Here is a 15427-nt window from a genome sequence, read left to right as displayed (position 1 = left end):
CGTCCTGCTCTCGTCCGCCCCCTGTGGAGCTGCCCCGTCTGCGCGGGCGGAGCCCCTCTCACCGGCCCGCGCTGGGGCGGTGGCGTGGACGGGGCAGCTGCACAGGGCCCGAACCGCGCCCGCCGGCGGCCCCCGAGGACGAGGCCCGGTCGGACCGCGAAAGCCCGGTCGGACCGCGAAAGACGGTCAGACGGCGAAGGTGGCCGGACGCTCGGCGGCCGGGGTGGGCGGCTTCGCCTTCCACAGGCCGGTCTTCTGCGCCGCCAGCCGGCCCAGGTAGGCCGGGTTGAGGATGACGTACCGGCGCCAGAGCCGCTTCGGCTCCAGGCCGAGCCGCCAGAACCATTCCAGCCCGGCCCGCTGCATCCACGGCGGTGGCTTGCGGAGCAGGCCGGCGTGGTAGTCGAAGGCAGCCCCGACCGCCATCAGCGGCATGTCCAGCAGGGGCCGCATGGCGTACGCCCAGACCTCCTGGCGGGGGCAGCCCAGCCCGACCAGGACGAGCCGGGCACCGCTGGCCCTGATCCGGTCGGCGATCTCGACGTCCTCGCCCGGCTGTACGGCCCGGAACTTCGACGGCTCCACCCCGGCGATCTTCAGGGCCGGGAACATCCGCTCCAGCTCCGGGATCAGCCGGCCCAGGGTGTCCTCCGTCGAGCCGTAGAGGTAGACCGGCAGGCCCTCCTCGGCGAAGCGGCGCAGCACGTGCAGGGTCAGCAGCGGGCCGTAGACCCGGTCGGCCAGGCCGGCGTGGTGCAGCAGGTTCAGCGCCCAGCGCACCGGCTGCCCGTCAGGGGTGACCACGTCGAACGAGTTGAGCCGGGCGTTGTGTGCCGGGTCGAGCACGCCGGTCATCACGCCGTGCACGGCGAGCGCGGTCAGCGCCAGCGGCCGACGCTCGCGCGCCGCGGCCACCACTCGCTCGGTCGCGCCGGCGTAGTCGGTGGCGTCGACCAGGACGCCGAGGACGTTGCGCTTGCTGTCGACGGTCACGCGCCCGGAACCCACTTGTCCACGTTGGCCTCGTGGATCTCGCGCGCGATCATCGGCACGTCGTAGACCTGCTTCCACTGCGGGTAGTCGGCCTGGAACGCCTCGTTCGAGCCGATCCACCACTTGTGGTCGCCGACCCGGTTCACCTCGTCGTACTCGGTGATCATTTCCTGGCCGGTGATCTCCTCGGCCAGGGCGAAGACCTCGCGCATCGAGATGTTGGAGTGCCGGCCGCCACCGAGGTTGTAGACGGCCGCCGGGCGCGGGTCGCGGAAGAACGCCTCGAACGCCGAGACCACGTCCGAGCTGTGGATAGCGTCCCGGACCTGCTTGCCCTGGTAACCGAAGATCCGGTACGTGCGGCGTTCCATGTTGGCCCGCATCACGTACCCGAGGAAGCCGTGCAGCTCGGTCGCGGAGTGCGCCGGGCCGGTCAGCGTGCCGCCCCGGAAGCAGGCGGTCCGCATCCCGAAGTAGCGGCCGTACTCCTGCACCATCACGTCGGCGGCGACCTTGGACGCGCCGAAGACCGAGTGCAGGCAGGCGTCGATCGACATGTCCTCGCGGATGCCCTGCTCGTACGGGTGCCCCGGCTCGATCTCCCACCGGGTCTCCAACTCGACCAGGGGGAGGCTGTTGGGGCGGTCGCCGTACACCTTGTTGGTGGAGCAGTGGATCACCGGCGCCTCGACGCAGTGTTCGCGGACGTTCTGCAGCACGTTGAGGGTGCCGCCGGCGTTGACGTCGAAGTCGGTGAACGGGTCCCGGACCGCCCAGTCGTGCGACGGCTGCGCGGCGGTGTGGATCACCACGGCGATGTCGCGGCCGTACCGGGCGAAGAGCTTCGCCAGCGAGTCGCGGTCCCGGATGTCGATGCTGTGGTGGGAGTACGCCCCGCCCAGTTCCTCGGACAGCCGCCGGACGTTCCACGCGGTCGACGCCTCGGCGCCGAAGAACTCCTGCCGCATGTCGTTGTCGATGCCGACGACGTCGAGACCGAGGCCGGCGAAGTGCCGGACCGCCTCGGAACCGATCAAGCCGCCCGATCCGGTCACCAACGCGACACTCACACGCCACTCCTGGTCCATAGGAGGCAGGGAAACGATCGGAGCATAGCGTGACGTCCGGCACCGGCCGGACGCGACGCGGGCCCCCCGCAACGACTCGAGGGCCCCGCATCGCTGCGGAGCCCTCGATCTGGTGGGGAAGGGGGGAGTTGAACCCCCACGTCCTTTCGGACACACGGACCTGAACCGTGCGCGTCTGCCATTCCGCCACTTCCCCGTGGCTGACCGGGAAAACTGTAGCTTGCCCCGGCTCCGCCGTTGTCAGCGGCCCGGCACATCCTACGGTCTTTCCGACCCTGGCCACGACCGGTTACCGTTCGTGGCGGACGAAACTGTAGCACGAGGGCACCGGCCCGCCCGAGCGGGCCGGCAGCGGGCGGCCGAGCGGCGTGTGAGCTGCACGCGCGCCGGCCGGATACCATCATGTCCTCGGGACCCGAGGAGGAGCCGGTGAGCGTGCTGCAACGCTTTGAGAAGCGTTTGGAAGGCCTGGTCGAGGGAGCCTTCGCCAAAGTCTTCAAAGGGGTGGTTCACCCTGTGGAGATCCTCAACGCCATGCAGCGGGAGGCCGAGGCGCACAAGGCGATCCTGGCCGGTGGGCGAACGCTGGTGCCCAACCGCTACGTGATCGATCTCTCGCCCTACGACCACAGCCGTCTGGCGCCGTACGCCGCCGCGCTGGCCCAGGAACTGGCCCAGTCGCAGGCGGAGTTCATCGGCGAGCAGGCCTGGACGGTCTACGGCGACGTGATCGTCGAAATCGAGCGCGGTGAGGGCCTCGACACCGGGATGTTCCGGGTCACCGCCGAGGTCTACACCGGCGGCGACGTCGCCCCGGTCTCCGCGCCGGGCTACGACCAGGGCGGCTACGACCAGGGCCCGCCCGCCTACCCGGCGTACGACCAGGGCGGCGGCTACGGCCCCCCGCCGGGGCACGGCGGCGGGCGCAACGTCCGGCTGGTCTCCGGCGACGGCCGCACCTATCCGCTCCAGATGGGCTCGACGGTGATCGGCCGCGGCGACCAGGCCAACCTGCGCCTGCCGGACGTCGGCATCTCCCGGCGACACGCCCGGCTGGACTTCGACGGTGGTCAGGTTGTGCTGACCGATCTCGGGTCGACCAACGGCACCATGGTCAACGGCCAGCGGGTCTCCGCCGTCGCCCTCAACCCGGGCGACATGATCCAGCTCGGCACCACCACCCTGACCTTCCGCGTGGACGGCTGATCCGCCTTGCCGGAACTCGTCATCACCGTCGCCCGGTTCGGGTTCCTCATCCTGCTGTGGATCTTCGTGTTCACGGTGGTCGGCGTCATCCGCCGGGACCTGTTCGCAGGTGCCCGTTCGGGTCGACTGGTGGCCGCGCCACGGGCGGTGGGAGCATCGACCGGGCAGCCACAGGCCAAGCCGGCGAAGGTGAAGCGGGGCCGGGCCGCGCACCAGCTGGTGGTGACCGCCGGGCAGCTCGCCGGCACCCGGATCACCCTGGGCGAATCGCAGATCACCATCGGTCGGGCCGAGGATTCGACCCTGGTCATCACCGACGACTACGCCTCCGCGCGACACGCCCGACTCGTGCCGCGTGACGGGCAATGGTTTGTCGAGGACCTCGGATCGACTAACGGCACCTACCTGGATCGCGCTAAGGTCACCGGACCAACCCCCGTCCCCCTCGGCGTGCCGATCCGCATCGGCCGCACCTCTCTCGAATTACGGCCATGACTCTGACCCTGCGCTATGCGGCCCACAGCGACCGCGGTCTGATCCGAGACGGTAACCAGGACTCCGTCTACGCCGGACCGCGGCTTCTCGCCGTCGCCGACGGCATGGGCGGCATGGCCGCCGGTGACGTCGCCAGCAACATCGTCATCGGTGCCATGGAGCCGCTCGACCAGGACGTCCCCGGTGACGCCCTGGTCGACGCGTTGCGCTCGGCCGTGGGCACCGCCAACCAGCAGCTCCGCGACACAGTGGACGCCAACCCACAGCTGGAGGGGATGGGCACCACGCTGACCGCGACCCTCTTCTCCGGCACCAAGCTGGGTATGGTCCACATCGGTGACTCGCGGGCCTATCTTCTGCGCAACGGTGAGTTCGCGCAGATCACCAAGGACGACACGTACGTCCAGATGCTCGTCGACGAGGGCCGGATCAGCGCCGAGGAGGCGAGCAGCCACCCCCAGCGCTCGTTGCTCACCCGGGCGCTCGACGGCCGCGACATCGACCCGGAGTACAGCGTCCGTCAGGTGCTGCCAGGCGACCGCTACCTGATCTGCAGCGACGGCCTCTCCGGCGTCGTCAGTGCGGAGACGATCGGCGACACCCTGCGCGAGTACACCGACCCGCAGCAGTGCGTCGAACGGCTGGTGCAGCTCGCGCTGCGCGGCGGCGGCCCGGACAACATCACGGTGATCATCGCCGACGCCACCGCCCATGACATCGTCGAGGCGAGCCCGATCGTCGGTGGCGCCGCCGCCCGCGACCGGGGCATGGCCACCTCCGCCGACATCTCCACGCCCGCCGCGCGCGCCTCGGCGCTGTCCGCGCCCCGGCCGCCCGCACCCGAGGAGCCGGCCGAGGAGGACGACGACCGTCCGAAGCGTCGCCCGCTGCGGACCACCGCGATGCTCCTCGGCCTCGTGGTCATCCTCGGTGGCGTGCTCTTCGCCAGCTGGAGCTACACCCAGCGGCAGTACTACGTCGGCGCCACAGAGCAGGGCGACGTGGCCGTGTTCCGGGGCGTCCAGGGGCAGATCGCCGGCCTGGACCTCTCGGCCGTGCACTCCACCAGCCCCGCCCGGCTGGACGACCTCACCCTGGCGGCGCAGGAGCAGGTCAAGCAGGGCATCCCGGCCAAGAACGAGCCGGACGCCGAACGCCGGCTGGCCGAGCTGACCAGTGACGACCCGGCGAACCCGAACCTCAAGCCGATCTGCCCGGCGGGCCCGACGGCGACGACGGATCCGGTCAACCCGGGCCCGGCGACCCCCACCCCCGGGGCGAGCCGTACCGCGGTCGCCAGCGGCGAACCCGCCACGCCGAGCGGCACGGCGACGCCATCAGCCGCAGCCACCCTGACGTCCTCGCCCACCACGACACCCGACGCTCCGCCCTCCGACACGGCCACGCCGGGCGACCCCGCCGGCTGCCGATCGCCCGAGTGAGTGTCGGCTGAGAAAATCCGAGGACCATCCGTGACCGCAGCGGCCGTACCGGCAGCCTCGCCCGCCACGACGGGCGAGCAGTCCGGCGTACGCATGGCCAGGTCGCGGCGCAACGCCGAACTGTCCCTGCTGCTGCTGGCCCTGGTGATCGTGGCCGCGTACGGCGCGACGGTGGAGGCGACCGTGCTCGACACGGTCACCCCGGACTTCTGGGTCCCGACCGCCGTGCTGGCAGGCGTCTTCCTCGCCCTGCACGTGGTCATCCGGTTCCTCGCGCCGTTCGCGGACCCGGCCCTGTTGCCGGCGGTGGCCCTGCTCAACGGGATCGGGGTGGGCTTCCTACGCCGGCTCGACCTGGCCAAGGCCACCCCCGGGGACCGGGAGTCGCTGGCGATCTTCGCCGGCAACGGCGGCCGGCAGTTCGCCTGGACGCTCGCGTCGGTGTTCCTCGCCGCCGTCCTGCTCGCGTTGATGCGCGACCACCGGTCGATCTCGCGGTACGCGTACACCCTGGGCCTCGCCGGCATCGTGCTGGTGATGATCCCGGCGGTGCTGCCGGCGAGGTACTCCGAGATCTACGGCGCGAAGCTGTGGATCCGCATCGGCGGCTTCAGCATCCAGCCCGGCGAGTTCGCCAAGCTGGCGCTGCTAGTCTTCTTCGCCTACTACCTGGTGCGCAAGCGCGAGGTGCTGTCGCTGGCCAGTCACCGGGTGCTCGGCATCGACTTCCCGCGCGGGCGGGACCTCGGCCCGGTGCTCGCGGTGTGGGTGCTGAGCGTGCTGGTGCTCGTCTTCGAGAAGGACCTGGGCACCTCGCTGCTCTACTTCGGCATGTTCGTGGTGACCCTCTACATCGCCACCGAACGGGTGAGCTGGCTGCTCATCGGCCTGATCCTGTTCTTCGGCGGGGCCTATCTGGCGTACGTGCTGGGTGGCGTGATCGGCGGGCCGTTCGCGAACTTCCACCTGCGCGCCGAGATCTGGCTGGACCCGTTCGCCGACCCGTACGAGGACGGCTACCAACTGGTGCAGGGCCTGCTGGCGCTCGGCAGCGGCGGCCTGTTCGGCGCCGGGCCGGGCGGCGGGCAGCCGCTGGAGATTCCCGAGGTGCAGAACGACTTCATCTTCGCCGGCATCGGCGAGGAGATCGGCCTGTTCGGGCTCTCCGCGCTGCTGGTGGTCTACCTGCTCATCGTGGAACGGGGGCTGCGGGCCGCCCTGGCGGTACGGGACTCGTTCGGCAAACTGCTCGCCGGTGGCCTGGCCTTCACCCTCGGCCTCCAGGTGTTCGTGATCGTGGGTGGGATCAGCAAGCTGATCCCACTGACGGGTCAGACCACCCCCTTCCTGTCCGCCGGTGGCTCGTCGCTGATGGCGAACTGGCTGCTCATCGCGGTGCTGCTACGGGTCTCCGACGGCGCGCGCCGTCCGCTGGCCGGGGCCGGCGGCTCCGCGGCCCGACCCGGGGGCGGCCCGCCCGAGCAACTGCACGGTGCCCCCACGGAGGTGATCCGGCCGTGAACGCACCCCTACGCCGCGTTGGCGTCGTCGCCATGGTCCTGTTCGGTCTGCTCTTCGCGAACCTGAACTGGATCCAGGCCTACAAGGCGGACGAGTACCGCAGCAGCGACTACAACGGCCGGGTCCAGGTGGCCGAGTACGAGCGTAAGCGCGGCAACATCGAGGCCGGCGGCACCGCCCTGGCCACCAGCAAGGAGACCGGCGGCAAGCTGCGGTTCCTGCGGACCTACCCCGGCGGGGAGAAGTACGCGCACGTCCTCGGCTACAAGCCGGTCAACCTCGGCGACACCGGCATCGAGCGGGTGGAGAACGACTTCCTCGCCGGCACCAGCGACGCGCTGATCGCCAACCGGATCAAGGACATGTTCACCGGCGACGAGACCGGCGGCGGCAACGTCCTGCTCACCCTTTCCAAGCGGGCCCAGGACGCGGCGTACAACGGGCTGGCCGACAACGAGGTCGGGGCGAAGAAGGGCGCGGCGATCGCGTTCGACCCCCGTACCGGTGCGGTGCAGGCGCTGGTCTCCATGCCCAGCTTCAACCCGAACCCGCTGGTCAGCCACGACAGCAACGAGGCGACGGCGGCTTACAACAAGCTGGACAACGCTCCGAACGGCCCGCTGAAGAACCGGGCACTGTCGGAGGTGTTGCCCCCGGGGTCCACCTTCAAGATCGTGGTGGCCGCCGCCGCTCTGGAGAACGGCGTCGGCAAGAACACCGAGATCCCCGCCGGCTCCAGCTGGACCCCGCCGACCTCGGGCACCCCGATCCGCAACGCCGTGCCGTCGATCTGCCCCGAGGACCAGGTCACCCTCCTTGACGCGGTCACCGAGTCCTGCAACACCGGCTTCGCCCAGCTCGGCGTCAAGCTCGGTGCCGACAAGGTGAAGGAGAAGGCCCGCCAGTTCGGCTTCGAGCAGGACGACCTCACGGTCGGTCAGCTCGGCGAGGGCGGGCTACCGACGGCGGCCAGCCGCACCGGAACGATGCAGGCCCCTGACGGCGCCACCGACCCGGCCGCGCTGGCGCAGTCCTCCATCGGGCAGCGCGACGTGAGGATGACCCCGCTCCAGGGGGCGCTGATCGCCGGGGCGGTCGCCAACGGCGGCAGTCAGATGCGGCCGTACCTGGTCCGGCAGCTGCTCGCCCCGGACCGCACCACCAGCTACTACACCGCCAAGCCGCGGGAGCTGCGCCAGCCGGTCAGCGGCCCCGTCGCGTCGGACCTGCGCGACATGATGGTCAGCGTGGTGGAGAACGGCAGCGGCCGCAAGGCGAAGATCGACGGCTACCGGGTCGGCGGCAAGACGGGCACCGCCCAGTCCGGTCCGCAGACTCCCGACCACGGCTGGTTCATCGGCTTCGCGTTCGACAAGAACGGCAACCCGGTCTCCGCGGTCTGCGTGATGCTGGAGGAGGCGGGCGCCGGCGGCAGCGCCGAGGCGGCCCGGATCGCCGGCAAGATCATGCAGGCGGCGATCGCCGACCCCGGGGGCCGCTGACATGCTCAGCCCCGGCGTCCAGCTCGGCAACCGCTACCGCCTCGACGAGCGGATCGCCAGCGGCGGCATGGGCGACGTGTGGCGCGGCACCGACCAGGTGCTGGGCCGGACGGTCGCGGTGAAGAGCCTGCTCCCGGCACTGCTGGACGAGCCGGGCTTCGCCGAGCGGTTCCGCGGCGAGGCGCGCACCATGGCCACCATCAACCACCCCGGCGTGGTCGACGTCTACGACTTCGGCAGCGACCAGCACATCGCCTTCCTGGTGATGGAGTACGTCGAGGGCGACGCACTCTCCTCCACGCTCGGCCGGGTCGGCCGGCTCACCCCGGCCCGCACCATGGCGCTGCTCGCCCAGGCCGCCGACGCGCTGCACGCGGCGCACTGCAAGGGCATCGTGCACCGCGACGTCAAGCCGGGCAATCTGCTCGTCCGGCCGAACGGGACGCTGGTGCTGACGGACTTCGGCATCGCCCGCTCCGAGCTGGTCGGGCAGCTCACCGCAGCCGGCTCGGTGCTCGGCACCGCCTCGTACATCTCCCCCGAGCAGGCCACCGGCGCGGTCGCCACGCCCGCCTCCGACGTGTATGCCCTCGGCGTGGTCGCATACCAGTGCCTCGCCGGACGGCGGCCGTTCGAGGGCGACAATCCGCTCGAGATCGCCATGAGGCACGTCCGGGACGCGCCCCGGCCGCTGCCTGGCGACATCCCGCCGTCGGTACGGGCGATCGTCGAACGGGCGATGGCCAAGGACCCGACCGCCCGCTGGCCCAGCGCCGCAGCCCTGGCCGGGGTGGCCCGGCAGGCGAAGCTCGCGCTCGGCCAGCAGTCGCGCACCGCCGGGCACCTCGGCCAGATCTCCGCCGCGCCGGCGTCCCCGGCGGCCCCGCTGGCCCGCGCCCAGGTGCCGCCCGCCACACGCCAGCCGCCCCGTCCGCCCGCGGTGGCGCAGCGGCCGGTCCCGACGTCCGCGCCGCCGCAGCCCCGGCCTCCGGCGGCCGTACCCCGGCCGCCGGTCGTCCACCAGCGGCGCCCGCCGGTCACCCACCAGCAGGCGCAGCCTCCGGCGGCCGTTTCCCGTCCGCCGGTCGCCACCCCGCCGGCCTACCCGCGCGGTGCCGCGGCCGTGCCACCGGCCCCGGTCCGGCAGGCCGGCCCGATCGGGTACGCACGGCAGCCCGGCCCACCGCCGGCCCCCCCGCAACGGTCCAGTTCAGGGTTGGTCCTGCTGTTCGTCGTGCTGGCCGTGGTGGTCCTGCTCTGCTCTGGCGTGATTTCCTACAACTTGCGGAAGAACGCGGCGGCCGGTGATCCCGGCGTCCTCGGCATTCGGGCCGTGACCTCCGGTGCGTCGGCGACCGGCGAGGGCGACGAATCCCCCCGGACGCCGTACCGTCGGGTGGAACGGCTCCTGCCGGGTGGCGGCGAGACGACGACGAGCGAAGGACGACAGACGCGATGACAGCGCAGGCCCGCCTGCTCGGTGGCAGGTACCAGGTCGGCGAGCTGCTCGGCTACGGCGGCATGGCCGAGGTGCACCGCGGCCGTGACCTCCGGCTCGGTCGGGACGTTGCGATCAAGATGCTCCGGGCCGACCTGGCGCGGGACGACACGTTCCAGATGCGGTTCCGTCGGGAGGCGCAGAACGCCGCCTCGCTCAACCACCCGGCGATCGTGGCCGTGTACGACACCGGCGAGGAGACCGGGCCGACCGGCGAGACGCTGCCGTTCATCGTGATGGAGTTCGTCAACGGGCGGACCCTCAAGGAGCTTCTCGGCGTCGAGGGGCGCCTCCAGCCGCGCCGGGCGTTGGAGATCTGCGCCGACATGTGCGCCGCGCTGGAGTTCAGCCACCGGCACGGCATCATCCACCGGGACATCAAGCCCGGCAACGTGATGCTCACCCAGACCGGCCAGGTCAAGGTGATGGACTTCGGCATCGCCCGGGCCCTGGCCTCCGGCGTCACCTCGATGACCCAGACCAGCGCGGTCATCGGCACGGCGCAGTATCTCTCCCCGGAGCAGGCGCGCGGCGAGGCCGTCGACGCCAGATCCGACGTGTACGCGGCCGGCTGCGTGCTCTTCGAGCTGGTCTGCGGCCACCCGCCGTTCGTGGGGGACAGCCCGGTCAGCGTGGCGTACCAACACGTCCGGGAGGCCCCGCCGATCCCCAGCGACATCAACCCGGATGTCACCCCCGCGATCGACGCGATCGTGCTGAAGGCGCTGTCGAAGAACCCGCTCAACCGGTACCAGAGCGCCGGCGAGATGCGGGCCGACCTGCTCCGGGCGGCGGCCGGCCGACCGGTGATGGCTACCCCCGTGATGCAGGAGGCCGAGACCGCTCCCATGGCGGCCGCCGGATCCGGGTATCCGACCCAGGTCGTCGGCGGCGCGGCCACCCGGCAGCAGCCGCCGGCCCGCGTCGGCGATCCCCGGCAGCGCAGGGCCTCCTCCTGGGTGATCGCCACCTTCGCCGCGCTCGGCGTGCTCGCCGTGATCGCCCTGGTCGCCGGCATCCTGCTGAACCAGAGCGACTCCGATAAGGTCGGTGTCCCCGAGTTGGCGGGCCAGACCAAGGACGCCGCGGTGGCTGCGATCGAGGGAGCCGGCCTGGTCCCCACCGTCGGCGACCCGGTCTTCGACAGAACCTGCAAGAAGGACACGGTCGTCAAGCAGGAGCCGTCGGCGAGCACCGAGCTGGAGAAGGGCGAGGGGGTCACCATCCAGCTCTGCGGCGGCAAGCCGGAGGTGGCGATCCCGCCCGCCCTGGTCGGCTCCCCCTTCAAGAACGTGGAGCAGCAGCTCAAGGGGCTGAAGCTTCAGGTGATCAAGAAAGAAGTGAGCAACGAGGCCGCCGAGGGGAACGTCACGGAGGTCGACCCGCCCTCCGGCACCATGGTCGCCGAGGACACCAAGGTGACGGTGACGGTCTCCAAGGGCAACATCCGTGAGGTCCCGAACGTCGTCGGCTCCTCGGCGGAGAACGCGAAGCGGGAGTTGGAACGGGCCGGCTACGTGGTGAAGATCGTCGACGGTGACGAGGTGCCGGCCGACCAGGCCGGAAAGGTGTCCGGCCAGAACCCACGGGGGGGCACGAGTCTCGAGAAGGGCAAGCGGGTGACCATCGAGGTGGACATCCCCGAACCCAGCCCGGAGCCCACCGAGCCGACCGCGACGCCGCCGCCCAGTAGTCCGACCCCGTCGGCGGGCGGCACCGGCGGCGGGCAGCCGTTCCCGACCCCACCGATCCGGCTCCCCGAGCGGTGACCCCCGAGCCCGGCCCTTCCGAAGGGGCCGGGCTCGTCGTTTCCGGCCCCCGGGCGGCACGAACGCGACCGGTCGACCTTCGCGGCGGTGCGAACGCCACCGGTCAATCTCGCGGCGGCGCGAACGCCACCGGTCGACGTCAGGCGGCGGCGAACGCCGAGCGGCGGCGGGCGTCGACCTCGGCGGCCAGCTCCGGCGCGCGCTCCAGCGCCTCCGGGTGGCCGCACGTGGTCAGCCAGTTGGCCAGCATCAGGTGGCCGCCCTCGGTGAGCACCGACTCCGGGTGGAACTGGACGCCCTCGATCGGCAGCGTCCGGTGCCGCATCGCCATCACCACGCCGGAGCCCGTCCAGCCGGTGACCTCGAGCTCGTCGGGCAGCGTCTCGGGCAGCACGGTGAGCGAGTGGTACCGGGTGGCGGTGAACGGGTCCGGCAGCCCCGCCAGCACCCCCACCGAGTGGTGTCGCACCTCGGACGTCTTGCCGTGCAGCAGCTCGGGGGCGCGGGCCACGGTCGCCCCGAACGCCTCGCCGATCGCCTGATGACCCAGGCAGACGCCGAAGATCGGCAGCTCGCCCGCGTACCGGCGGATGACGTCGAGGCAGATGCCGGCCCGGTCCGGGCTGCCCGGCCCCGGGGAGAGCAGGACGCCGGCCGCGCCGACCCGGCCCACCTCCTCGACGTCGATCTCGTCGTTGCGCCGCACGTCGCAGTCGACGCCGAGTTGGCCGAGGTACTGCACGAGGTTGAAGACGAACGAGTCGTAGTTGTCGATCACCAGGACGCGCATCGACTCACCTGTTCGGGGTGGGGGGCGGGGTGTTGTTCTGGTCGGTGTTGTACGGCAGGTCGTGCTCGTCGCCGGCCGGGGTGCTCCCGTCCACGCCCGGCTCGCCGCCCGGCTCGCCGGAGTCCTGCGTGACCTGCACGTCGTCGAAGGGGAGCAGCGGCTCCGCCCACGGGAAGACCACGTACCACAGCAGGGCGACCGTCGCGGTGGCGAGCAGCAGCGAACCGGCCAGCTTGCCGGGCAGCCCCAGCGGCAGCCTGCGCCAGATCCAGCCGTACATCGTCAGGCCCCCAGCTCCGCCGGCCGGCCGGCCGACTTGGCCTCGGTGCGGTCCAGTTCGGCGTGGATGATCAGGCGCTGGTAGTTGTCGAACTTCGGGTTGCAGGTGGTGAGGCTCAGCAGCTTCTTCGTCGGCTTCGCGTCCGGTTCCATCGGCACCGGGGCGACGACCTCGACCTGGTTGGGCTTGACGATCCGGGACTTGTAGACCTTGTAGACGTACCAGTCGGTCTTGCCCTCGACCACGATGGCGTCGCCGCTGTTCAGCTCGTCCAGCCGCCAGAACGTGGCCCGGTTGCGGTGGCCGGCGACGGCGAAGTTGCCCACCTCGCCCGGCATGGCGCTGTCCGGGTAGTGGCCGGGGGCGTACCGGATGTCCCCCTGGGTGACGCCCTCGACCACCACCCAGTTCTTGTCGAGTTTCGGGATGTAGAGCCCGGCGAGGGGCTTACCGTGCGCCGGCGGCTTCGGCTTCGCGGTGGCGGTGGCGGTGGCGGAGGCGGTGGGGGCCACGGTCGGGTCGCCGCTCGCGCCCCAGGCCTGGGCGAGCTGGCGGTCGAGGTCGTTCTGGTGGGCGTCGACGATGGCCGACTTGCCCCACACCTCGTACCCGGCGAAGAGGAGCACCACGAGGCCGAAGGTGATCAGCACCTCGCCGGTGACCCGTACCCCGGTGCGCAACCGGGTCCAGATGGACGGCCGGGTCAGCTCGGAGTAGACGCTCTTGTAGCCCTCGCCGGTCTGCTCGGCCCGGAGCTGGACCACCCGCTCGCCACGGCGGGGTCGGGGCGGCTCGGCCGGATCGGCGTCGGCCCCGCCCGGGTCGTCGCTCTCCGGCATGCGGGGCACGGCACCCATCAGCGCGGTCGAGTCCAGGGCCGGGCCGGGAACCGATGGCCGGCCGGGCGGCACCGTCGGGAGGAAGGTGGTGGGGGCCTCGGCGGCGGACGCCGGTCGGCTCGTGGGCCCGAACTCGGGGCGATCCCCGGAATGCCGCCCGTACGGCTCCTCGGCGGGCTGCCCGTACGGCTCCCGGGCGGCCTGGTCGGCGGTCCGCCCGTACGGCGGGAGGCCCGTTCCGTCGGCGGCCCGGGGGGGACCGGGTCGCTGGGGCGCACCCGTCGGGTGCCTCCCCGTGGACTCGGGGGCGCGGGCCGGGGGACGGTCCGCGGCGGCGGGGTGCCAGGCGGGCGGCGTGTCCGCCGGCTTCGGCCGGGTGCCGGGTGCCGCCGGATCGCCGCCCCGGGAGGCCGTCGAGCGGGGCGGCAGCACCGGGTCGGGCCAGGGGCCGGCCCGGTCGGGGCGTTCCGACGGGCTCGGGCCGGGACGGTCGACCGGGGGGAGGAAGTCGGTCGCCTCCTCGTCGGGGTTTCGGCCGTCCCAGCGGCCGTCGGGTGTCCGGCTCACCTGGGCACCTTGGCAGCGCGCAGGGCTGTCGAGTCCTCGAAGGCCGGCACGGTCACCGTCGAGACCGTCTCCCGGTACCCGAGGTGGAAGTCGTTGACCACGCCCTTGAACACCCGGACTCCCTCGGAGGCGGCGAGGGCCTGCTGGAGGGCAGCTGGATCGCCGATTGCCACGATCTTGAACGGTGGGGAGTACACCCGGCCGTGCAGCAGCAGGGTGTTACCCACGCAGCGTACCGCGCTGGTGGCGAGCACGCGGACGTTCATGATTGACATGGCCTCCGCGCCGCCGGCCCACAACGCGTTCACCACGGCCTGGACATCCTGCTGGTGAACGACCAGGTCGTCGTTGCTGGCACCCTCGGGCAGCCCCTGCTCCGGGCGGCGCGGCGCGTCGTCCAGCTCCACGACGACGCCGGTCCCGCGCAGCGCGGTGAACCCGGCGGCCTGACGGCTGGCGGCGGCGCGGTCCCGCTGGTCCCTGATCGGGCCGTCGGAGTCGGCGAGGGCGGCGGTCTCGTCCTCGACCTCGCCACGCAGCCGGGCGGCCCGCAGCTCGCTCGTCGCGACCTGCTCCCGGCGGTCCTCGATGAGCTGCGTGAGCTGGGGGCGGCGGTCCTCGCGCAGGGCGGTGCCCCCGGCGGTCGTCGCGGTGGTGGTGAAGAGCAGCCCGGCTGCGGCGGCGATCAGCGGCACCCCGATCGACCAGCCCGGCCGGCGCTGGCGTGGGCGTCGGGGCAGGAGGGCGATGACCGCCCGCCGGAGGACCTTCCGCCAGGAGGCGGCGCCGGATGTGTACTCCACCGACCGTTCCTTCCGCGTCGTCTGGTGTCAGTCCGCCACGACGCGGACCGGTGCGGGTACCCGAACACTCCCGCCCTTTTCGGTCACTCCGCGCATCGGCCTGACCCCATTCATGGCCTGGACGGGCCTTCGGGACTACGCTAGCTGTCGAAACATTATTGGCCATGGACCGTCGCCCCCGTGCCCGGTTGTCAGGCCGGACGAGGTCGTCACCCCCTCTGGAGAGCGTCGTGCCCAAGTCTCAGGTCCGCAAGAAGAAGGTGTACACCCCGCCGACGGACGTGCGTCCGACGGCGACGGCGGCGACGCGCAAGCCTAGCCCGGTCTGGCTGCCGATCACGGCGGTTGCGCTGATCGTCGCCGGCATCGGCTGGCTGGTGATCTACTACCTCTCCGAGCAGGCGTACCCGGTCATGTCGTGGGGTTACTGGAACCTCGCGGTGGGCTTCGGCGCGATGGTCGGATCCCTGGTGCTGCTTTCCCGCTGGCGCTGACCACGCCGGGCGTCGGCCCGGCGTGCCGTTTCCGGTGGTGGACACGACCCATGTCACCTCGCGAGCCCCTGCCCGGCGCTTCGGCGCCGGGCACCCTATGGTGTCCGCAGGGCGGCGTGGCCCCCAGGTGCGAGATGACT

The 15427-nt window shown here is 71.9% G+C and carries 14 protein-coding genes and 1 tRNA gene; 8 read left to right on the top strand and 7 right to left on the bottom strand.

Going from position 1 to position 15427, the window contains the following annotated elements; translation table 11 throughout:
• Positions 1–186: 186 nt before the first annotated feature.
• From ACH4T9_RS23235 to ACH4T9_RS23225, 3 genes are all read right to left on the bottom strand, one after another.
• Positions 187–993 carry a WecB/TagA/CpsF family glycosyltransferase gene (locus tag ACH4T9_RS23235; protein ID WP_396671782.1) on the bottom strand — a complete coding sequence of 269 codons (807 nt, stop codon included), beginning with the start codon at positions 991–993 and terminating at the stop codon, positions 187–189.
• The gene (locus ACH4T9_RS23230; protein ID WP_396671781.1) at positions 990–2063 is read right to left on the bottom strand and encodes an NAD-dependent epimerase/dehydratase family protein; all 1074 of its coding nucleotides are present in this window, start codon (positions 2061–2063) and stop codon (positions 990–992) included. Before ACH4T9_RS23230 ends, ACH4T9_RS23235 begins: the two co-directional genes overlap by 4 nt.
• Before the next feature lie 128 nt (positions 2064–2191).
• Positions 2192–2277, bottom strand: a tRNA-Leu gene (locus tag ACH4T9_RS23225).
• 206 nt (positions 2278–2483) lie between these two features.
• On the opposite strand from ACH4T9_RS23225, the gene ACH4T9_RS23220 reads away from it, so the two are divergent.
• The 7 genes from ACH4T9_RS23220 to pknB all read left to right on the top strand — a co-directional run bounded on the left by ACH4T9_RS23220 (position 2484) and on the right by pknB (position 11514).
• On the top strand, positions 2484–3287 hold the full coding sequence (locus ACH4T9_RS23220) for a DUF3662 and FHA domain-containing protein (RefSeq protein WP_161688773.1): 804 nt from the start codon (positions 2484–2486) through the stop codon (positions 3285–3287).
• Positions 3288–3293: 6 nt separating this feature from the next.
• Positions 3294–3782, top strand: a complete 489-nt coding sequence (locus ACH4T9_RS23215; RefSeq protein WP_350880350.1) for an FHA domain-containing protein — start codon at positions 3294–3296, stop codon at positions 3780–3782.
• On the top strand, positions 3779–5224 hold the full coding sequence (locus ACH4T9_RS23210) for a protein phosphatase 2C domain-containing protein (RefSeq protein WP_396671780.1): 1446 nt from the start codon (positions 3779–3781) through the stop codon (positions 5222–5224). Before ACH4T9_RS23215 ends, ACH4T9_RS23210 begins: the two co-directional genes overlap by 4 nt.
• Before the next feature lie 93 nt (positions 5225–5317).
• Positions 5318–6745 (top strand): FtsW/RodA/SpoVE family cell cycle protein, encoded by a 1428-nt coding sequence (locus ACH4T9_RS23205; RefSeq protein WP_387025517.1) that lies wholly within the window; start codon positions 5318–5320, stop codon positions 6743–6745.
• Positions 6742–8247: a peptidoglycan D,D-transpeptidase FtsI family protein gene (locus ACH4T9_RS23200; protein WP_396671779.1), complete on the top strand. Its 1506-nt coding sequence runs from the start codon at positions 6742–6744 to the stop codon at positions 8245–8247. The genes ACH4T9_RS23205 and ACH4T9_RS23200 overlap by 4 nt, the downstream gene beginning before the upstream one ends.
• A 1-nt stretch (position 8248) precedes the next feature.
• Positions 8249–9706, top strand: a complete 1458-nt coding sequence (locus ACH4T9_RS23195) for a protein kinase (protein WP_396671778.1) — start codon at positions 8249–8251, stop codon at positions 9704–9706.
• Positions 9703–11514 carry a Stk1 family PASTA domain-containing Ser/Thr kinase gene (gene pknB / locus ACH4T9_RS23190; protein ID WP_396671777.1) on the top strand — a complete coding sequence of 604 codons (1812 nt, stop codon included), beginning with the start codon at positions 9703–9705 and terminating at the stop codon, positions 11512–11514. Before ACH4T9_RS23195 ends, pknB begins: the two co-directional genes overlap by 4 nt.
• Before the next feature lie 139 nt (positions 11515–11653).
• Here the strand turns inward: pknB and ACH4T9_RS23185 are convergent, their stop codons facing one another.
• The 4 genes from ACH4T9_RS23185 to ACH4T9_RS23170 are packed head-to-tail and all read right to left on the bottom strand — an operon-like array spanning position 11654 to position 14793.
• Positions 11654–12304, bottom strand: coding sequence for an aminodeoxychorismate/anthranilate synthase component II (locus tag ACH4T9_RS23185; RefSeq protein WP_396671776.1), 651 nt, complete (start codon positions 12302–12304; stop codon positions 11654–11656).
• Positions 12305–12308: 4 nt separating this feature from the next.
• Positions 12309–12584, bottom strand: a complete 276-nt coding sequence (locus tag ACH4T9_RS23180) for a hypothetical protein (RefSeq protein ID WP_396671775.1) — start codon at positions 12582–12584, stop codon at positions 12309–12311.
• A 2-nt stretch (positions 12585–12586) separates the two neighbouring features.
• Positions 12587–13990: a class E sortase gene (locus ACH4T9_RS23175; RefSeq protein ID WP_396671774.1), complete on the bottom strand. Its 1404-nt coding sequence runs from the start codon at positions 13988–13990 to the stop codon at positions 12587–12589.
• The gene (locus tag ACH4T9_RS23170; RefSeq protein WP_396671773.1) at positions 13987–14793 is read right to left on the bottom strand and encodes a DUF881 domain-containing protein; all 807 of its coding nucleotides are present in this window, start codon (positions 14791–14793) and stop codon (positions 13987–13989) included. The genes ACH4T9_RS23175 and ACH4T9_RS23170 overlap by 4 nt, the downstream gene beginning before the upstream one ends.
• A 230-nt stretch (positions 14794–15023) precedes the next feature.
• On the opposite strand from ACH4T9_RS23170, the gene ACH4T9_RS23165 reads away from it, so the two are divergent.
• Positions 15024–15287, top strand: coding sequence for a cell division protein CrgA (locus ACH4T9_RS23165; protein ID WP_350880366.1), 264 nt, complete (start codon positions 15024–15026; stop codon positions 15285–15287).
• Positions 15288–15427 lie beyond the last annotated feature (140 nt).

It is taken from the genome of Micromonospora sp. NPDC020750, assembly GCF_044334565.1.
Taxonomy (GTDB): Bacteria; Actinomycetota; Actinomycetes; order Mycobacteriales; family Micromonosporaceae; genus Micromonospora.
The sequence above is the reverse complement of the archived record's forward strand: the minus strand, read 5'-3'. Positions and strand labels throughout refer to the sequence as shown.